Source organism: Agrobacterium larrymoorei, assembly GCF_013322225.1.
Taxonomy (GTDB): domain Bacteria; phylum Pseudomonadota; class Alphaproteobacteria; order Rhizobiales; family Rhizobiaceae; genus Agrobacterium; species Agrobacterium larrymoorei_A.
The window spans coordinates 214,498-234,658 of the sequence record NZ_JAAMFB010000016.1; the positions used below are offsets into that span (position 1 = coordinate 214,498).

Consider the following 20,161-nt stretch of genomic DNA (forward strand, 5'->3'; position numbering starts at 1 on the left):
TGGCCGTTTTTTGCGCAACATGAAAGTGGAACGAGAGCCATGCCAAAGCGCCAAGATATCAAATCCATTCTCATCATCGGCGCTGGACCGATTGTTATCGGTCAGGCATGCGAATTCGACTATTCCGGCACACAGGCCTGTAAGGCGCTGAAGGAAGAAGGTTACCGGGTCATCCTGGTCAACTCCAACCCCGCCACCATCATGACCGATCCCGGCCTTGCGGATGCGACCTACGTCGAACCGATCACGCCGGAAGTGGTTGCCAAGATCATTGCAAAAGAACGCCCGGATGCGCTGCTGCCGACCATGGGCGGCCAGACGGCGCTCAACACCGCGCTTTCGCTCAAGCGCATGGGCGTGCTGGATCGCTACAATGTCGAGATGATCGGCGCAATGCCTGAAGCCATCGACATGGCGGAAGACCGCGCCCTCTTCCGCGAGGCCATGGCACGCATTGGCCTTGAAACGCCCCGCTCGATGCTGGCCAACGCAACCGAAATCAAGGACGCAGACCGCAAGAAGCACGAAGCAGCCCGAACCGAACTGAAGGCAAAGCTTTCCGGCGCGGATCTGGACAAGGCTCTGGATGAGCTGGAAAACCAGTGGAACCTCGGCGAGACGGACCGCAAGCAGCGCTACATGGCTCACGCCATGGCAATTGCTGCGCAGGCCATCGATCACGTCGGCCTGCCCGCCATCATCCGCCCGTCCTTCACGCTCGGCGGCACCGGTGGCGGCATTGCCTATAACCGTTCCGAATTCTTCGATATCGTTTCCGGCGGCCTCGATGCTTCGCCCACCACCGAAGTTCTGGTGGAAGAGTCGGTTCTCGGCTGGAAGGAATATGAGATGGAAGTGGTCCGCGATAAGGCGGACAACTGCATCATCATCTGCTCCATCGAAAACATCGACCCGATGGGCGTCCACACCGGCGATTCGATCACCGTTGCACCTGCGCTGACGCTGACGGACAAAGAATACCAGATCATGCGCAACGCCTCGATTGCGGTTCTGCGTGAAATCGGCGTGGAAACCGGCGGCTCGAACGTTCAGTTCGCCGTCAACCCGAAGGATGGCCGCCTAGTCGTCATCGAAATGAACCCGCGCGTGTCGCGTTCCTCTGCTCTCGCTTCGAAGGCAACCGGCTTCCCGATTGCCAAGATCGCCGCGAAGCTCGCTATCGGCTACACGCTGGACGAACTCGAAAACGATATCACCGGTGGCGCGACACCGGCGTCCTTCGAGCCATCCATCGACTATGTGGTCACGAAAATCCCGCGTTTTGCCTTTGAGAAATTCCCCGGCGCGTCGCCAATCCTGACCACCGCCATGAAGTCGGTCGGTGAAGTCATGGCGATTGGCCGTACTTTCGCAGAATCGCTGCAGAAGGCGCTACGCGGTATGGAAACCGGCCTGACCGGTCTCGATGAAATCGAAATTCCCGGATACGAGGAAGGCGAAGGTTCCAAGAACGCCATCCGCGCCGCCATCGGCACGCCGACGCCGGATCGTCTGCGCATGGTTGCGCAGGCACTGCGCATGGGCATGTCCGAAGCCGAAGTCCACGAAAACTCCAAGATCGACCCTTGGTTCATCGCCCAGTTCAAGGCCATCGTCGATATGGAGGCTCGCGTCCGCGAGCATGGCCTGCCGACCGATGCCGAAAACCTTCGCATGCTGAAGGCCATGGGCTTCTCCGATGCCCGTCTGGCGAGCCTCACCAACAAGCGCCCGAAGGAAGTTGCCGAGCTGCGCAACAGCCTGAACGTGCGCCCGGTCTTCAAGCGCATCGACACCTGCGCTGCCGAATTCGCGTCGCCAACCGCCTACATGTACTCCACCTATGAGACGCCTTTCGTCGGCGCTCTGCGCTCCGAAGCGCAGGTTTCCGACCGCAAAAAGGTCGTCATTCTCGGTGGCGGCCCGAACCGTATCGGCCAGGGCATCGAGTTCGATTATTGCTGCTGCCACGCGGCCTTCGCGCTGAAGGATGCAGGCTTCGAAGCCATCATGATCAACTGCAACCCGGAAACCGTGTCCACCGACTACGACACCTCCGACCGCCTCTATTTCGAACCGCTGACCGCTGAAGACGTGATCGAAATCATGCGTGCGGAGCAGGAAAAGGGCGAACTCGTCGGCGTTATCGTGCAGTTTGGCGGCCAGACCCCGCTGAAGCTTGCAGAAGCGCTGGAAAAGAACGGCATCCCGATCCTCGGCACCGCACCCGACATGATCGACCTTGCCGAAGACCGCGATCGCTTCCAGAAGCTTCTGATGAAGCTGGACCTGACGCAGCCGAACAACGGTATCGCCTATTCTGTGGAGCAGGCCCGCCTCGTTGCGACCGAAATCGGCTTCCCGCTGGTCGTTCGTCCATCCTACGTTCTGGGTGGCCGCGCCATGCAGATCATACATTCCGAAGGCCAGCTTCAGACCTACCTGCTCGACACCGTTCCGGGCCTCGTGCCGGAAGACATCAAGCAGCGTTACCCCAATGACAAGACGGGCCAGATCAACACGCTGCTCGGCAAGAACCCGCTGCTCTTCGACAGTTACCTGACCAACGCGGTCGAGGTGGACGTGGACGCGCTTTGCGATGGCGAGAACGTGTTCGTATCCGGCATCATGGAACACATCGAAGAGGCTGGTATCCACTCCGGCGACAGCGCCTGCTCGCTGCCATCACGTTCGCTTTCCAAGGACATGCTGGACGAGCTGGAGCGCCAGACGACGGCGCTTGCCAAGGCGCTGAAGGTCGGCGGCCTGATGAACGTGCAGTATGCCATCAAGGACGGCACGATCTACGTTCTCGAGGTTAACCCGCGCGCATCGCGTACCGTGCCATTCGTCGCCAAGACCATCGGCGCGCCGATTGCCAAGATCGCCGCCCGCGTCATGGCCGGTGAGAAGCTCGATCCGGCGATTGCCGCTTACGGCGAAAAGCCGGATCCGCGCAACCTGAAGCACATCGCCGTCAAGGAAGCCGTCTTCCCGTTCGCCCGCTTCCCAGGCGTCGATATTCTGCTTGGGCCGGAAATGCGCTCCACCGGTGAAGTCATTGGTCTCGATACCGATTTCGCACTGGCATTCGCCAAGTCGCAGCTGGGTGCTGGCGTCGATCTGCCACGTTCGGGTGCCGTATTCGTCTCGGTGCGCGATCAGGACAAGGACGGCGTTCTCCCTGCCATTCGCAATCTGGTCGAGGCTGGCTTCAAGGTTCTGGCAACAGGGGGCACGCAGCGCTTCCTCGCAGAACAGGGCATAGCCGCCGAAAAGATCAACAAGGTACAGGAAGGCCGTCCGCATATCGAAGACGCCATCCGCAACCGTCAGGTCCAGCTGGTCATCAACACCACAGACAGCAACAAGGCGATCTCGGATTCGAAATCGCTGCGCCGCGCAACGCTGATGCAGAAGGTGCCCTACTACACGACGATGGCTGGCGCGGAAGCGGCGGCCCTTGCCATCAAGGCGCTGAAGGCAGGAAACCTCGAAGTGAAGCCGCTGCAAAGCTACTTCTGATTTTCGGTGATATTATCAACCGGCCAGCAGCGATGCTGGCCGGTTTTCTTTTGTCCGGAATTTGCGGGGCGCGGGAGAAAAGCATGTCCGAGAAGATTGAAATTCTGAACGAACGCGTCTTAAGCGTTGACCGCGAAACGCTATTTCGCACCTTCTCCGAGCCAAGACTTCTGGAGCAATGGTGGGGGCCTCACGGCTTTAGCAATACAATCGGCGCATTCGACTTTCGTGAGGGGGGCATATGGCAGATCACCATGACGGCCTCGAACGGAACCGATTTTCACAATGTCTCCACTTTCCGCGAAATCGACCCGCCACGGCGCATCGTCTTCGAACATCATGAACCGATGCATGTGTATCGAATGGAAATCGATTTCTCCGAAGAAGGAGACGACACGCGACTGAACTGGCGAATGCTGTTCGAGGCAACGGAAGAAAATCTGCAACTCAAGAAATTCATCTCCGCCGCCAATGAGCAGAATTTCGATCGGCTGGAAGAGATTGTTTTAGCAATGGGTGATCTGTCGTGAGGGGATTGCTGGATCGTCGCCATTTTCCGGCTTGCTAATCCGGCAAAATCGGTAAACCCTCCGCGCCTCTGGAAGAGGACGTATAATGCTAGAGATGCCGGGAGCCGACGAACGCGCGAGCCAGCGAGACTGGATCGGCCTCTGCGTGCTATCCATCGCCTGCCTGATCTATTCCATGGACCTGTCGGTACTGTTTCTGGCCATGCCAGCGATCGTTGCCGACCTCGACCCAAGTGCGGCAGAACTCTTATGGATCAACGATATCTACGGGTTCATGGTCGCGGGCTTTCTGGTGACGATGGGAACGCTTGGAGACCGGGTTGGTCGCCGCAAACTGCTTCTTTTCGGAGCGTTTGCGTTCGGGGCTGCATCCGCGCTCGCCGCCTTTTCTCAGACATCCCAGCAGCTTATCATCTCTCGATCACTCCTCGGCATCGCTAGTGCCACGGTCGCGCCATCAACACTTTCGCTCGTCGTCAACATTTTCAAGAACGAGGCGGAGCGAAACCGTGCCATTGGCATATGGGGTTCAGCCTTTGCTCTCGGCGGCCTCATCGGTCCTTTGATCGGCGGACTATTATTGCAATATTTCCATTGGGGATCGGTTTTTCTCATCAACATCCCGGTGATGCTGGTGCTGCTGGCTATCGGGCCGTTCATCCTGCCGGAATACAAAAACGAAGATGGCGGGAGGATCGATCTGCCCAGCGTCTTCCTGTCGCTCGCGACGGTGTTGCCCGTCATCTATGGCTTCAAGCATATGGCAGCGGATGGCTTCGATCTGCGCCAGCTCCTGCCGATTGCGGCGGGCGTCGCCGTCGGCGTCCTATTCATCGGCCGACAAAAGCGGATAACGCACCCGTTGATCGATCTGAAGCTGTTTAGAATCCCCGCCTTCACCGCCTCGTTGATCGTTAATCTGGCCGGTGTCTTTTTCGTGTTCGGCACATTCCTCTATCAGAACCTGTTTCTGCAATTGGTCATCGGTCTGTCGCCACTGCATGCGGCGCTCTGGTCCGTTCCGTCAGCCTCTGTTTTCGCCATCATGTCGTTCCAGGCCTATCGTTTCACCAACCATTTCGGCCCGGTAAAGACCGTGCTGTTAGGCCTTGTCGTCAACGCAATCGGCACGACGGCCATGGCAATCGCGTCCTATAATCAGAGCCTGATTGGAGTTCTATGCGCAAGCGTCATCGTTGGCCTGGGCTTCGTGCCAGTCATCCTGACAACAACAGGTCTGATCGTTGGCACCGCTCCACCTGAACGGGCCGGTTCGGCGTCGGCCATTTCAGAAACCAGCGCGGAATTCGGCGGGGCTCTTGGCGTCGCATTGCTCGGTAGCCTCGGAACGGTCGTCTACAGAATGGTTATGAACGGCGTCGAGTTGGGTGGCCTGAATGAGCATCAGGCGGTAGCCGTAACCGCAACGCTGGCAGGCGCTGTGGAAACAGCCAAAGCCATGGGTGTAAGCAATGCCGCGTGGCTGGAGCCTGCACGCCGAGGATTTTCCCTCGGGTTTGCCGCATGCTGCCTGCTCGCCTCAGTCACACTGCTACTCTTGGCTCTCATCGCTAAGAAGGTGTACGCCAAAGCGCATATCGATGAAAGTGCTATGAGTGGCCATTGACGTTGCGGCTTTCACCTTATGGCGCTCGTGCCGTAATCCATATCTTTTAGCCTCTGCACTGCTGCCATGTCTGCGCGAAACTTCTGCAGTTCCTCCTGCTTCCTGCCTTCATCGGGAATTCGCAGTAGATAAGATGGATGGACCGTCACAAAAAGCATTCGTCCTGCGGACATAGGCATGGGCTTTCCACGCAGGTCGGAAATCTTCTCTTTCATGCCTGTCAGCGCGTATACCGCTGTGGCCCCCATGGCGACGATCAACCTTGGCTGAACCAGATCGATTTCGCGCGTCAACCACCAGCGACAGCGTTCCACTTCACCGGCGTCAGGCCTCTGATGGATGCGTTTTTTGCCTCGTGCTTCATATTTGAAGTGCTTTACTGCATTGGTGACATAGAGTGACTTTCGCTCGATCCCAGTCTCCGCCAGTACCTGATCGAATACCCTGCCCGCCGGGCCGACGAAAGGACGCCCGGCGAGATCCTCGTGATCGCCCGGCTGCTCTCCGACAACCATGATGTCGGCATCGCCACTGCCTTCACCAAACACCGTTTGCGTTGCCTTGCAGTGCAAGGGACACAGCTCGCAGCCTTCAGCGGCGCGTCTCAAACCAGCCAGCGAATCAGCATCGGGTAATTCATCCACCGGCCTGGCGGCAGCGGCGGCCTGAATACGATGGTGAAAAAGTTGCGGCTCTGTCGCAGCTTTCGCAGCCATTCCAAGCACCCGCGCTTCTGCCCCTAAGATAAGGTCCGGAATAAGCTCCGCCTCCGGCAAATTCTTCCAGTATTTTTTCGGCATCTCCGCTGTCATGGCTTTGATCTTCAAGCGGGCCGGGTTGAAGATATTGGCATAATATGTCCGCCACAGCTCATCCGTTTCGTCCGAAATATCCGGCTCTTCCGCAGCTTCGCGCGACGTTTCCAACCGCTCGCCATCCCACCGCGCAGAACCTTTCGGTGTGGCAATCAACCAATCCATATCCGTGAAGCGCCTTTGGAAAAATGAAGCCTTGCGTTCGACGATGAAATGATCCGGCTCGAACCATGCGATAAAACAGCGCCGACCGCCTTCAAACGCAGACGGCACCTCTTTGAAGCGAACAAATGCCGTCATCTTATGGCTATCTCGACGCACGGATTTTTCCAGCTTACGCGCATTCAGAACATCGGGGTCGGATTTGAATTGCAAGAGAGAGCGGTCAGCTTGCAACCGCCATAACAGCCGGTAAAGCAGTGCGAAACGCGCCGGGTCAGTGTGACAAATCACCGCCTCGGCAAGCGGCATGAAGGAAGCAGGAACGTTGACCTGTGGCGACCCGCTGTAAGAGGGTATAGCTGGCGCTTCTTGAAAGCCAAAAAAATCCCTGTTCTCGGATTTCAGACGCCATTCGACTTCACGGGGCGCAATATCAGCGGCAAGCAAGGCACGTGCGGCATTGCGCCACTCGGTAAAATCTCCCCTTCCCTCCAGATCGATCCGATACATTAGAGCAACGACAGCTGTTCCGGTTGAGGAGCAAACATTGCGCGCAAATCTGGCCGCTCGATCAACTTCCCCGGCGTCCACCCATCAGCGACAACAAAGGCTTTCACCTTTTTCAACGATACCCCGAAACGCCCCAAATCCTCCAATCGCAAACGACGAAAACGCCGAGACGATAGGATAGAATTCACCGTCTTCACGCCGAAACCAGGCACACGGAGCAACATTTCCTTATCCGCCCTATTCAAATCAACTGGAAATTTCTGACGATTGCCAAGTGCCCAGGCAAGCTTCGGATCGATATCGAGATCGAGCATCCCGCCTTTTTGGGTGGACGTTATTTCGTCAATATCAAAGCCGTAAAAGCGATAAAGCCAATCGGCCTGATAGAGTCTGTGCTCCCGCATCAAAGGTGGTTTGATCAGTGGCAGGTTTTTAGATGAATCAGGGATGGGACTAAAAGCCGAATAATAAACACGCCTCAGTCCATAGCTTCCATAAAGACGCGCGCTTGTGGATAAAATAGTGCCGTCGTCTGCCCCATCGGCGCCCACGATCATCTGCGTACTTTGCCCCGCAGGTGCAAATTTCTTCACACGCTTCGACTTTAACGTCGGCTCCCCCGCCTCTTCGATCTTGAGACGGATATCAGCCATCGAACGACGAATGTTGCCGGGCTGTTTTTCCGGCGCGAATTTCCCGATACCGCTATCTGTCGGCAGTTCGATATTGATCGACAGGCGATCAGCGTAAAGTCCCGCCTCCTCCACCAGACGAGGCGACGCCTCCGGAATGGACTTGAGATGGATATAGCCGCGAAAGCCATGAGTGACCCGCAGTTCCCGCGCCACGCGGACAAGCTCCTCCATTGTGTGATCAGATGATCGAATGATACCGGATGAGAGAAACAGCCCTTCAATATAATTCCGGCGATAAAACTCCAGCGTCAGCCAAACCACCTCCTCCACCGTAAAGCGCGCGCGCTCTACATTGCTGGAAGACCGGTTGATGCAATAGGCACAATCATAAATGCAAAAATTCGTCAGCAGGATTTTAAGCAGAGAGATACAGCGTCCATCCGGCGCATAGGCGTGGCAGATGCCTGACCCCTCCGTCGACCCTAACCCGCCGCTACTCGAGGAGTTTCTTTTCGAGGTACCGCTGGACGCGCAGGAGGCGTCATACTTCGCTGCATCCGATAAAATCGCAAGCCGGTCTTTTATTGACTTCTTCATAATTATGTTCTCTATATGTTCCATGGCGAAATGTCAATCACATCGATAAGTCCCTGCTATATCGGCATTTTCCGGAACTTTAATTTTCTGGCAATTTGCTTTGATCTTCTGATATAGTCGCTTCAATTGTGATTTTGACATGGTTCCGAGGTTTCGCTTCGGAACCTGTTTCTTTTTGTGTCTGCGACTAACGCGGTGCGAATGTGAAGGAATAAAAAGATGATAGAAAAAGTACCGATGACCCATGGCGGTTTTGTCAAGTTGCAGGAAGAGCTTCGCTGGCGCCAGCAGGAAGAACGCCCACGCATCATCGAGGCGATTGCCGAAGCGCGTGCCCATGGCGATCTGTCGGAAAATGCCGAGTACCATGCCGCGAAGGAAGCGCAGAGTCACAATGAAGGTCGCATTACCGAGCTTGAAGATTTGACTGCACGCGCGGAAGTGATCGACCTGTCCAAGATGTCCGGTTCGAAAATCAAGTTCGGTGCGACCGTCAAGCTCGTCGATGAAGATACCGATGAGGAAAAGACATACCAGATCGTTGGCGATCAGGAAGCAGACGTCAAGGAAGGCCGCATTTCCATTTCCTCCCCCATCGCCCGCGCGCTGATCGGCAAGGAAGTGGGCGACAGCATCGAAGTGAATGCGCCCGGCGGCTCTCGCGGTTACGAGATTTTGTCCGTCAACTGGGGCTGAGATACGCCGCTCCTTCTGCGAGAACGAGACTTGCCCTACGTCGATTTGAAAGATGTTCAGGTCCTTGCGCCCAACTTCAAGCGCAGGCTATCAGGCGTGACATCAACCATCATCCAGCTCGTGCCGGTTCAAAACCGGCTCGGGCAGAAGGTCGCCGTTATCGGTCCGGGCCTGCCAGATAGCCTGCCAAGGATTCGTGTTCGAGATCTCTGGCGGCTCTGGCAGCATGGGCCCGAGGGCAGATCGCGCATCTGGCATGCGCGCCGAAATATAGAGATGCTGCCGGGCATCGTCATGCGCGATCTCCTGCGCATGAAACTAAAGCTCGTCTTCACCTCTGCATCGCAGAGAAAACATACCGGCTGGACGAAATTCCTGATCTCCAAGATGGACGCCGTCATCGCCACGAGCAACAAGACGGCCTCGTATCTGGAAGTTCCCTGTACCGTCATCATGCATGGAATAAACACCGAGCGTTTTTACCCAGCCGACGACAAGGCAGCGGCAAAACACAGTCTCGGGCTCGATCCTCAACTGAAATATGCTGGCTGTTTCGGCCGTGTCCGTCACCAGAAAGGTACGGATCTGTTCGTAGACACTATGATTGCCACGTTACCGGCATATCCTGAATGGTCTGCGATTATTGCCGGTCGTGCAACAGCCGCGCACGTAGAGTTCGAGAACGGTCTTAAAGAAAAGGTTCGTGAAGCAGGGCTCAAAAAACGAATTCTTTTCGTTGGCGAACATACCAACATCAATGAATGGTACCGCGCCCTCGATCTTTTCATCGCTCCGCAACGCTGGGAAGGTTTCGGCCTGACGCCGCTTGAAGCAATGGCAAGTGGCGTTCCGGTGATTGCAACGGATGTAGGCGCGTTTCCGGAATTGATCGTCCAAGGCGCTATGGGCGATATCATACCTCGCGACGATCTCCAAGCAATGGCAAATGCAGCATCGAGTTGGATGAGCAAAGGCGAAAGCCACGATGTTTCTGGCAATCAGGCTCATCAACATGTGAGCCAAAAATTCACTATCGATTCCGAAGGCAGCAATATTGGCAAAATCTATATTGCCAACACTTGATATTCCACCGAGGTTTCTCGGCGTGAAAATTAGGAAATGAGTTAGTTGATGTTATTGGCATGTGCGATTGACCGGAACTATGTTGAACTCGCTGGCGTGATGCTTCGCTCATGCCATCTCAATGGAAACATCCCAGAGGTCGAATTTGTTGTTCTCGGGGATGGCCTTACCCACAAAGACAAGGCGAATATCGAACTTGCAGCGGGCCGCCCGGTGACTTTTATCGATATGACGGACGAAATGATTGGAAGGGTGCGCCAGCTTCGCACCACGTCTTACTGGAGTCGGGCGACATATGGACGTCTCATTTTGCCCGAACTCTTGGATGGCAACCATGCCCGTCTCGTTTACCTGGACGCCGACGTTATCGTAAAACAGGATATCTCCCACTTATTTTCCATGTCGATGACAGGTGCTCTGATGGCTGCCGTCCCCATCAAAGTCTCGGAATTCGTGGATGCTCGCAACAGTGCACTTAAGAGAAAAAAAGACACCCCGTACTTCAACGCAGGTGTTATCGCAGTCAATTTGGAGCTATGGAACTTTGAAAAGACAACAGAAAAGGCGTTCGACTTATTGAAAACGAACCACTTTGACTTTCTTGACCAAGACGTTTTGAACGTTCTGGCAACTGATCAATTGATCCAGCTCGATTGGCGATGGAACGCGCAAAGAGAACCTGATTACTCTACAGCAATCATTGTCCATTTCACCCATGACAAACCGAATACAGAGATATGTAAGCATCCGGAAAAAGTCACGTTTCTTAACTACCGCCAGCATACGCCGTGGGCAAATAAGGCTCTTCTGACAAAGAGGCACAAGTTTATCCGCACTCTAAAGCATTCAGCTAAAAAGCGCTGGATCAAGCTCACCCAATTCTGGCTTTGATCAGCTTCCTACGACGGTAAATAATCACGGATGTCTAGAAAACAGTTCCAAATATTGACCCACCACCGCATCTTCTGAAAACTGCGACATAAGGGATTTATTCCCTCCCGCGGCAAGGTTTTCGCCCAACTCTACGTCGTCTCGAATTTTCGTGATGGCTGCCGCAAATCCATCAGGTTCGCCAATGTCAGCGAGCAAACCGTTTTCACCATCTTTCATAAACCATAAGGGGCCTTCAGACTTTGAAGAGACGACGGGCTTTTCCTGTGCCCATGCTTCGAGAATGACGTTACCTAGCGGTTCATGACTTGAAGGCATAACAAATATATCGGAGGCTGCTACGTAAGGCCTCGTATCGTCCTGCCAGCCTAGAAAACGAACGCGATCATTCATATTTCGCGCAGACACCTGCGCCTCCAGGTTCTCACGCTCTTCACCATCACCTGCAAGCCAAAGATAGACACCGGGCAAAGCAGCCACCGCATCAATCAGCGTGTGAAATCCCTTGCGTTTGACAAAACGCCCCATCGACATGACGACCGTCGCATCGACAGGTGTATCAAGCGCAGCACGAGAGACCGGCGAAACTTTCTCGGTACTGGTAAAGTTGGAAACCACCTCGACCCCTCGGCTCCAACCGATAGCTTTCACATGCTCCGCGATACCGGGCGTGTTGCAAACGAGAATGTCTGTATTTTGAAAGTAATCCAGCTTGGTCGGATAATCCCCCAAACGGGAAAGCTTGATGCAGCCACTGTAATTAGGCATCAAACGACTGGGGCGGGTTGCCCAAGACATCAGTGCGTTTGGTTTTTCCGCCTTTGCCATACGCATCACCTTCATGGGCAGCAGCAGCCGATCCGGAGAGAGATTGCGAAAATTACTTTCAATAATGCCGCAGACATCATCGATATTCTTTCGCCAGAGACGGTTCGGGCGAATGACAGCAGTCTGCTCTACACCACGACGCGCCAATGCATTGACGAGATGAACGAAGAAACGTTCAGCGCCACCATCCTTGCCAAGATGGTAATGCATGACTTTCATAGGCTTTTCCTTCCACGTTCCATGTCATCGACATTGGGATGTCGTTTCAGCGCATGACGCTGGTAAATCTTGGCCTGAGTGAGAAAGGCGTAAACACCTCCCGTTGCCGCTTCTATGAAGCCCGATATGCCGCAACGCCATAGCCCATTCTTGAAATAGAGGCGAAGAAAATAAAGCCATGGAGAAAATAGCAGTTTGGAAACTTTGGCCTTCTTACCCTCTGCAAACTGCTGATCCGCCTTAAGTGTCGAGTATTTATTTTCTTTCAGAATTTGCTCGTCGATTATGAGCGGTCTGTAATGCAACAGACTGCCTTTCTGTGAAGATGCCACCTCGCCCTTCGGCACTATGCCTTCATGCACCTTCTGCGCCAGATCGTACCCACCCTGCCCTCGGCGGATCAAACGCAGGTTCTTTCGCTCTCGTACATTTTCTGGCGTGTAACCGAAGCCAATAAGATAGGGACGTCGCGCGACTTTCCAGCCGACGATATTTGGAGGTGTCGCCAGTAATTCAGGCAAGGCCAGACGCAAGGCATCATCCAGCCGCTCATCTGCATCAATGTTCAGGCACCATTGCTGGCTGCACTGTTCCAGCGCAAACTGCTTCTGCCCCGCATATCCGCGCCACGGCTCGAACATGAAACGGATTGGCCAGCCTTCGTCGATATAAGACTGTACCAACGCCGCCGTACCATCGGTGGAACCGGAATCGACAATAACGATCTCCGCACAGCTTTCGAGACTTGCGATGCAATTGCCGAGATAGGCCTCTTCATTGAGACAGATGATAAAGGCTGAGAGCCCAAGCTTTTCCATGCTACTCCCAAAGATGAAGCGGATAAATAACAACCACACCCTCGCGAGCGTGGTTATGCCTTATACTGTCTATAAGATTGCGGAGGGCAGAAAGGCAAGCGCCGGATAGGCCGACGTTTTCAAGCGTTAACTTCGCAAAACACTGGTTTATTTTGCTTGTGACTTATTATAGATGCAGGCACACGATTGCCCGATAAAATTAAATAGCCAGAGGCTGAAATCCACAGCCTACAGCATAAGGCGTCCAAGGGTGCCGACAGGGATAAAACGAACCAATGTCTAAAAAAACAAAAGTAGCCCTCATCACAGGCGTAACTGGTCAGGACGGCGCATACCTCGCGCAGCTTCTGCTCGACAAGGGTTACATTGTTCACGGCATCAAGCGTCGCTCCTCGTCCTTCAACACCGGTCGCATCGAAAACATCTATCAGGATCCGCACGAGGAAAATGCTCGGTTTTTCCTCCATTATGGCGACATGACCGATGCAACAAACCTCATTCGCATCGTGCAGGAAACGCAGCCGGAAGAAATTTATAACCTTGCCGCGCAAAGCCACGTACAAGTTTCCTTCGAAACACCGGAATACACGGCGAATGCCGACGGCATCGGCACTTTGCGCCTGCTGGAAGCTATCCGCATCCTTGGACTTGAGAAAAAGACGCGCTTTTATCAGGCCTCCACATCTGAACTTTACGGTCTTGTTCAGGAAGTGCCCCAGCGCGAAACGACGCCCTTCTATCCGCGCAGCCCCTACGCTGCGGCAAAACTTTACGCCTACTGGATCGTTGTAAATTACCGGGAGGCTTATGGCCTGCACGCATCGAACGGTATTCTCTTCAACCACGAAAGCCCGCTTCGCGGCGAGACTTTTGTAACGCGCAAGATTACCCGCGCCGCCGCCGCGATAAAGCTCGGCCGGCAGGAAAAGCTGTACCTCGGCAACCTCGATGCCAAGCGCGACTGGGGTCACGCGAAGGAATATGTACGCGGCATGTGGCTGATGATGCAGCAGGACCAGCCGGATGATTACGTGCTGGCGACCGGCGAAACGACGCCGGTCCGCACCTTCGTAGAGTGGGCATTCGCCGATGCCGGTTTCATCCTGAAATGGGAAGGCAAAGGCGTGGACGAGAGAGGCATCGACACCGCAACCGGCAATGTTCTGGTGGAAGTCGATCCACGTTATTTCCGCCCGACGGAAGTCGATCTATTGATCGGCGACCCCAGCAAGGCGCATGAGAAACTTGGCTGGAAGCACGAAACGAGCGTGCGTGAACTGGCACAAGAGATGGTGGCCGAGGATCTCCGCCTGATGCAGTCCGACAATATCGCAAAAGGCGCATAAGCTATGACGATCTATAGCCTTCAGGGAAAGCGCGTCTGGGTGGCCGGGCATCGCGGCATGGTTGGCTCCGCAATTGTTCGGCGCCTCCAACAGGAGGACTGCGAAGTTCTTGCGATTGATCGCGCGAAAGTCGATCTGCGCAATCAGGCGCAAACGAGTGAATGGATCGCGAAAAACAAGCCGCAAGCAGTATTTTTGGCCGCAGCGAAGGTTGGCGGGATTCTCGCAAACGACACGCGCCCTGCGGAATTTCTTTATGAAAACCTGATGATCGAGAGTAACATCATCGACGCCTCCTACCACGCTGGCGTCGAGAAGCTTCTCTTTCTCGGCTCATCCTGCATCTACCCGAAATTTGCAGAGCAACCGATCAAAGAAGAAGCGCTACTGACTGGCGCGCTGGAACCGACCAACGAATGGTATGCGATTGCAAAGATCGCGGGTATCAAGCTGGCTCAGGCCTACCGCAAACAATATGGCTGCGACTTCATTTCCGCCATGCCGACCAATCTCTACGGCCCCGGTGACAACTTCGACCTAACCTCAAGCCATGTTCTGCCCGCCCTGATCCGCAAGGCACACGAAGCCAAAACGCGCGGCGATACCGAAATCACGATCTGGGGCACCGGCACCCCTCGCCGCGAGTTCCTGCACGCCGACGACTGCGCCGACGCCCTCGTCTTTCTCATGAAAAACTACTCCGAAGCAACTCACGTCAACGTAGGCAGCGGCGAAGACATCTCCATTCTGGACCTTACCAAACTCATTTGCGGCATTGTAGGCTTCGAAGGCGAGATCAAGCATGATCTGAGCAAGCCCGATGGCACGCAAAGGAAGTTGATGAGCGCGGAGACGTTGAGGGAAATGGGGTGGGAACCAAGAGTTCCCCTAGAACTCGGAGTAAAAAATACGTACATAAAATTCAGAGAAAATCCATGACTTGCGGATTCCAAGAATGCACACTTCATTACTAAAAATTATTTACTCATGACATATTTTTTTGAGATATACTTATGTATCTCGAATCTCTTCTCTAAAGAAATGTCGCGATTGTCAACCTTCTCCCGATTATGTATTAGGGGCAAAGTTCGAGGGTTGGGTATATGAAAATAAAGTTCGTCACCTTTTATGCCGATGGCGGCAAAGCGAAACCCGTTATATCGGGGGACCTTGACGGACCAAGCCAGATCGATTTGCTTGTGAAATCCGCGCAGCAAATTCATCCTGCTACTCGATTTACGGTGCTTACAGACGAATTCACCGATTTGACGAGCCTGCCAAACGAAGTATCGATAAAGCGCCACCCTATCGACCTCTCTCAGATAATGCTCGAGAGGATGCGGGCGCAGCGTGAATTTCTTATGTCTGGCGATTTCGATTCACCAACAGTATTCGTCGACACCGATGTTCTTATATCGGGCGACTTGACCGATCTTTTCCTCGATGATTTCGACATTGCCTTCACATGGAGAAAGTCGGATGAAATGCCGCTAAATGGCGGCGTTATCTACGTGAACGACAAACGCCCTGAAAACAGTGTCCGGTTGTTTAGTCGTCTGTTCGATATTTATGTTGAAAAATATACCGGCACCTCAGCTTGGTACGGCGACCAGTTCGCAATGTTAAACCTTATCAACCTTCCGTTTGACAGTATTTATGAATCACCGACGGTTGAACGGCATGAAGGCAAGATCAAGCTTCTCGACTGCGCCACATATAATTACTCTCCGAACGGGGAACGTCCAGATCTTGGTGGGTTTCCTTCAGGCATAAAGGTTTTTCATTTCAAGGGAATGAGCCGGAGAATAATGGAACCGACATGGTTGCTGCATCTTTCTGCCGACCGACCATCCGGGCTGAGGAAAAAGCTTGCCATCTCATATCAAAATCTCCGTTTAAGGGCTTTGAGGCGTAATTACCGCACGAAGCTCCGAAAGGACTTGAAACGGTTCAACTGCGGTGAGCAGAATGATGCTGCGTGGATAGACCGCGCCGAAATAGCGGCGCAGCTGGCATCGATTGTCGTGAGTGACAACGGCAAAGAAGTAACAGTGGCAGATGTCGGATGCGGCAATCAAAAGCTCAAAGCCGCGCTTTCCCGCCTAAGCCTGAACGTTGCCTACCAAGGTTACGATCTTGTGCCGCAAAGCGAGTCCGTGACAAAGATGGATATTAACACCGATTCCATCGCAAGATGCGATATTGCGTTCGTGTTAGGCGTTCTCGAATATTCGGGCGACATCTCAAAACCTCTTCAAATGCTCGCTCATAACGCGCAGTATCTTGTAGTGAGCCACGCTGTCAGTGATTTTAGAAAAATGAGCGCCTCTTCCTTAAGGCGTCTGAATTGGAAAACACATATGTCGCAAAAGGACTTCGAAGAAACGCTGCGCGGCAATGGCTTTCAGATTCGAGAAACCCGAATGACTGCAAACCAACGCTCGGTTGTGTGGTTATGTGAAGTAAAATATCTCGCGAGTTAGAAGGATTTGCCAGAAGCAAAGGGATGGCTCCGTACCCAATGGCTTGAATGAAATAGCGGTTGGCTTTCAAACAGAGGCCAACAGCACATCGTTTCACTTTAACGGATGTCGGGCTATCATAGCACTTAGAGGGGTAGAATTATTGATCCTTTCGCATTGAGATACTGATCTTAGGTTTCAGAGCTGCAGGTTTGAAACCTGACTAAACTCAGAATGCACGCGTACTTCACTAGCACTTTCTGGTCCCCTGCTTCCGAAACTACCTCCAATCAGCGCCGAAAGTGGACTGTTTTGCGGTCGCTAAAGCCTTGCTGATAGCCAATGTCTTTAAGGTGATCACAAATCTCGTCAACCTTGTCCTGACCGATAATGCCCGGATGCAATTCGACCAAAATATTATTTGCCTTCAGCTCAGTTGCGCCGAGTAATAACTCGTACTCGCTGCCCTCCACATCCATAATTACGATATCAGGCTTATAGGAGTTGAGCACATCCATAAAGCGATCACTACGAACTACTACGTTTTTGGACTTAGCATCAATGGCAAACGCACTAGACGATATTACGTTCTCTGCAGCGTGGAAAGTTAAGTCGCGCCCATCCACTGTGATTGCGCGCATCTCCATTGTGGGATGGAGATTATTTAGCGCAAAGTTTTCACGAATTAATTCCTCAGCGTCGGGGTTGGCTTCGTAGGTTAGTACATTTTTCTCGCCACAAATGCTCGCGGCCAAGAGCGCGATGAACCCAACCCCCGTTCCGATTTCTAAAACTTTCATACCGGGCTTCAAAACACTTAAAAGGACGTTTTTTTCAGTGTCCTCATACGCTTCCCGAAAAATGAGATCACGCAAATGGGCGGGAATTCTATCTTTGTCGGTTATCAACTTAACTCCGCTAATGCGAACTGTCTTCGCGTCCAACATATAGCGAATTTTTTTTCGGATTGATCTCGACAGTCTCTTCATAGCGTTCCCTCTCAGATTTTGCTGTGTATTGCAGTAATCAAACCTAGGCACAATTGAAAAATAGAGATGCTGCGCATATTGCCCTTGCCACTCAGTTCGCGCTGAAATGGAATGAGCTCGCCAACATCTAGGAACCTTTTTGTGATCAATACAGAAAGCATATTGTCGGCGATATCGAATTACCTTTTTAAAAGTCGTCACTAAGGAATTTTCTTAGCTAACAAAGTAAATTTTTTGTCGAATCCGCACTGAGATAGCTGCGTCCGAGAATCGAACGTCGGGCCGTTTATATTACGTCTCACGGCGCATGGGCGCGCGCTCAATCCCAATTTTTTTTAACCATTGCTGATTTGAAAGCCAATCAACGGATCGCAACCTGCTAATCCATTTACCAGAAATACATGCCCATATCAGATTAATTAACTGCCCTATAATGCTTGGCTGCATCGGGGAAAGACGGGCTGCCCTGACAGCATATTTCAAGGACTTCCCGTAAGCGAGAACTCGCATCGCGGCTATCGAAACAGATAAACAAGCAAAAGGGCTTTCTAAAAGTGTGCGATTTTCGAGCGCCTGCAACCAAGGCTCTGCCTTTAAGTTTCCGCCGGGGTATCGATTTGACAAGAATCTGAAAGCTGAAGTTCTGGCAACCATTATACCATTTTTTGAGAGGGCGGATGCCAGTACACGATCTCCCTCATAATTTCTCCCAGCCTCAAACAGAAGCTGCGCCATGATAAAAATGTAGAGTACATTTTCAGGATCGTTTCTTATTGCGCCGTCCACAGCAGCAAGCTTCCAATCACTCTGAAACCCCTCTGCAAAATGAAGTGCTATTCGGTAACAGAACGCAATTTGTAACGGGGAAACGAGACTGCTGGATTCGAATGTTTGCAGCCCGTCCATCGTCAGCGATGCGATGTCTTGCGGCGTGTAAATGCGTAGCGGGTCATGGATCGGCACGGTTCCAATCGCGGCGGGAACGTAAGCAAACAAGCTCATACCAGCATGAATAATTTCCATTCTGGAAAGAACAACAATCTCGAAAACCGCGCGCTCCAGAACGGTCATATCGGACATGTCGGCAACCTGCTCCACGGTCCTACAATCGGTGATCTCTGCCAAAAAATTACAAGTTGTTTGATCCTGCCCGAAAATTACAGGGCTATGACCATCACGTTTCAAATCAAGTATGATTACGCGGGCGAGTGGTAGGGGAATGACTTTACTTTCAAAGCCGATATCCAGCCTGTAATGACCGAAAACTATATCCCCACTGCGAAGATGAACAGCAGCAGGGCGAAGGGGCAAATCGACTTCACGTGCGGAAGAAACGATTTTTTTAAGGTCCGAGTTGAAACCGATCCGCTCAAACATCTTAGCGACCGCGTTTTCATCGTAGCCGGGAAGACAACATAGTTCTTGAGGTTCATCAAGACGGCTGACAATGATAAACTGGGGACCCGCACTCAAAACCTCTTCTAACAAAGCCTGGTTCAACTGTGTTTCTGGCTCGATGACATAACTGGAAGCCGTAATATGCTTCAGTTCCTGCTCGCTTGCCAAATGCTTGACAAGGAAATCTTTCTCAAACACCTCTTCCGCACTATCAAGCGCGTGAAATTCCTTTGACGTGTCTCTCCATGTAAACCGGAAATCGCCACCATACGCCTCGGCCAACATCATGGTAATCATCATGTTATAGACACGGGCACCAAAGCCATCAGTTCGGTGAGCTATGAAAACAACCATTTAAAGTCTCAATTAATGAAAGCTTCGTTCAAGTGTCGCTTGCTGCTGAGTTATCTTCGAACACGTAAATCTCGGGCGAAATCAAACCTCAACCAATCCCACCCGCTTCACCTGCCGAATGGTCAGCATCGTCCGCACTGTATCGACATGCTCGTCCGCAGTCAGCACTTCAATAACGAAATCCTGGAACTGGGTGAGGTTTTCGGCAACGCAGTGGAGGAGGAAGTCGCTGTCGCCGGAGACCATCCAGGCTTGGCGCACGAGAGGCCAGCGGTCGGTGGCGGCGGCGAAGGCTTTTAGATTGGCTTCCGACTGGCGCTTGAGGCCGACCATGCAGAAGGCCACGAGATCGAAGCCGAGCTTCGGCGCATTCAGCATCGCGTGGTAGCCTTCAATGATGCCCGCCTCTTCGAGCTTGCGCACGCGGCGCAGGCAGGGCGGGGCGGAAATGCCGACGCGGTCTGCGAGATCGACATTGGTCATGCGTCCGTCGCGCTGCAATTCCCGCAAGATTTTCAGATCGATGGCATCGAGTTCGACGCTGGCCACGGCGCACATTCCTTTATCAGCATGAATGCTTCCTTCTACTCTTCACCGCGGGATTCGCAATAATCCTTCATGTCCGCGACACAAAATTACGTGTTCAGCCGCAACTGCGCTGTTGGTAATGCATAGC

The 20,161-nt window shown here is 53.1% G+C and carries 16 protein-coding genes; 9 read left to right on the top strand and 7 right to left on the bottom strand.

Annotated features, from left to right (window positions below; all coding sequences use genetic code 11):
- Positions 1-39: 39 nt before the first annotated feature.
- From carB to G6L28_RS09875, 3 genes are all read left to right on the top strand, one after another.
- Positions 40-3,525 (top strand): carbamoyl-phosphate synthase large subunit, encoded by a 3,486-nt coding sequence (gene carB / locus G6L28_RS09865; protein ID WP_174063585.1) that lies wholly within the window; start codon positions 40-42, stop codon positions 3,523-3,525.
- 83 nt (positions 3,526-3,608) lie between these two features.
- A complete protein-coding gene (locus G6L28_RS09870) occupies positions 3,609-4,055 on the top strand; it encodes an SRPBCC domain-containing protein (protein ID WP_174063586.1) in 447 nt (148 codons plus the stop codon).
- 85 nt (positions 4,056-4,140) lie between these two features.
- Positions 4,141-5,682 carry an MFS transporter gene (locus G6L28_RS09875; RefSeq protein ID WP_174063587.1) on the top strand — a complete coding sequence of 514 codons (1,542 nt, stop codon included), beginning with the start codon at positions 4,141-4,143 and terminating at the stop codon, positions 5,680-5,682.
- An 11-nt stretch (positions 5,683-5,693) separates the two neighbouring features.
- Here the strand turns inward: G6L28_RS09875 and G6L28_RS09880 are convergent, their stop codons facing one another.
- Both G6L28_RS09880 and G6L28_RS09885 read right to left on the bottom strand, forming a co-directional pair.
- Positions 5,694-7,169: a UdgX family uracil-DNA binding protein gene (locus G6L28_RS09880; protein ID WP_174063588.1), complete on the bottom strand. Its 1,476-nt coding sequence runs from the start codon at positions 7,167-7,169 to the stop codon at positions 5,694-5,696.
- Positions 7,169-8,401 carry a putative DNA modification/repair radical SAM protein gene (locus G6L28_RS09885; protein ID WP_174063711.1) on the bottom strand — a complete coding sequence of 411 codons (1,233 nt, stop codon included), beginning with the start codon at positions 8,399-8,401 and terminating at the stop codon, positions 7,169-7,171. The genes G6L28_RS09880 and G6L28_RS09885 overlap by 1 nt, the downstream gene beginning before the upstream one ends.
- 219 nt (positions 8,402-8,620) lie before the next feature.
- Between G6L28_RS09885 and greA the strand changes: the two genes are divergently transcribed.
- The 3 genes from greA to G6L28_RS09900 are packed head-to-tail and all read left to right on the top strand — an operon-like array spanning position 8,621 to position 11,071.
- Positions 8,621-9,097, top strand: a complete 477-nt coding sequence (greA, locus tag G6L28_RS09890; RefSeq protein ID WP_174063589.1) for a transcription elongation factor GreA — start codon at positions 8,621-8,623, stop codon at positions 9,095-9,097.
- Positions 9,098-9,127: 30 nt separating this feature from the next.
- Complete coding sequence (locus tag G6L28_RS09895; protein WP_174063590.1) at positions 9,128-10,180, top strand: glycosyltransferase family 4 protein; 1,053 nt, start codon at positions 9,128-9,130, stop codon at positions 10,178-10,180.
- A gap of 48 nt (positions 10,181-10,228) precedes the next feature.
- On the top strand, positions 10,229-11,071 hold the full coding sequence (locus tag G6L28_RS09900) for a glycosyltransferase family 8 protein (RefSeq protein ID WP_234902524.1): 843 nt from the start codon (positions 10,229-10,231) through the stop codon (positions 11,069-11,071).
- A 24-nt stretch (positions 11,072-11,095) separates the two neighbouring features.
- On the opposite strand, the gene G6L28_RS09905 is transcribed toward G6L28_RS09900, so the two are convergent.
- Together G6L28_RS09905 and G6L28_RS09910 are read right to left on the bottom strand one after the other, a co-directional pair.
- Positions 11,096-12,118 (bottom strand): glycosyltransferase, encoded by a 1,023-nt coding sequence (locus G6L28_RS09905; RefSeq protein ID WP_174063592.1) that lies wholly within the window; start codon positions 12,116-12,118, stop codon positions 11,096-11,098.
- Positions 12,115-12,936, bottom strand: a complete 822-nt coding sequence (locus tag G6L28_RS09910; RefSeq protein ID WP_174063593.1) for a glycosyltransferase family 2 protein — start codon at positions 12,934-12,936, stop codon at positions 12,115-12,117. The genes G6L28_RS09905 and G6L28_RS09910 overlap by 4 nt, the downstream gene beginning before the upstream one ends.
- 275 nt (positions 12,937-13,211) lie before the next feature.
- Between G6L28_RS09910 and gmd the strand changes: the two genes are divergently transcribed.
- The 3 genes from gmd to G6L28_RS09925 all read left to right on the top strand — a co-directional run bounded on the left by gmd (position 13,212) and on the right by G6L28_RS09925 (position 16,765).
- Positions 13,212-14,282, top strand: coding sequence for a GDP-mannose 4,6-dehydratase (gene gmd / locus G6L28_RS09915; protein WP_174063594.1), 1,071 nt, complete (start codon positions 13,212-13,214; stop codon positions 14,280-14,282).
- A 9-nt stretch (positions 14,283-14,291) separates the two neighbouring features.
- Positions 14,292-15,221 carry a GDP-L-fucose synthase gene (gene fcl / locus G6L28_RS09920; RefSeq protein ID WP_337795758.1) on the top strand — a complete coding sequence of 310 codons (930 nt, stop codon included), beginning with the start codon at positions 14,292-14,294 and terminating at the stop codon, positions 15,219-15,221.
- A gap of 164 nt (positions 15,222-15,385) precedes the next feature.
- Entirely contained in the window at positions 15,386-16,765 is a 1,380-nt protein-coding gene (locus G6L28_RS09925; protein ID WP_174063596.1) for a hypothetical protein, read from the top strand.
- A gap of 269 nt (positions 16,766-17,034) precedes the next feature.
- On the opposite strand, the gene G6L28_RS09930 is transcribed toward G6L28_RS09925, so the two are convergent.
- The 3 genes from G6L28_RS09930 to G6L28_RS09940 form a co-directional block, all read right to left on the bottom strand.
- Entirely contained in the window at positions 17,035-17,733 is a 699-nt protein-coding gene (locus G6L28_RS09930) for an FkbM family methyltransferase (protein WP_174063597.1), read from the bottom strand.
- Positions 17,734-18,024: 291 nt separating this feature from the next.
- Entirely contained in the window at positions 18,025-19,485 is a 1,461-nt protein-coding gene (locus G6L28_RS09935) for a hypothetical protein (RefSeq protein ID WP_174063598.1), read from the bottom strand.
- Positions 19,486-19,566: 81 nt separating this feature from the next.
- Complete coding sequence (locus tag G6L28_RS09940; RefSeq protein WP_027674285.1) at positions 19,567-20,034, bottom strand: Lrp/AsnC family transcriptional regulator; 468 nt, start codon at positions 20,032-20,034, stop codon at positions 19,567-19,569.
- Positions 20,035-20,161: the final 127 nt, after the last annotated feature.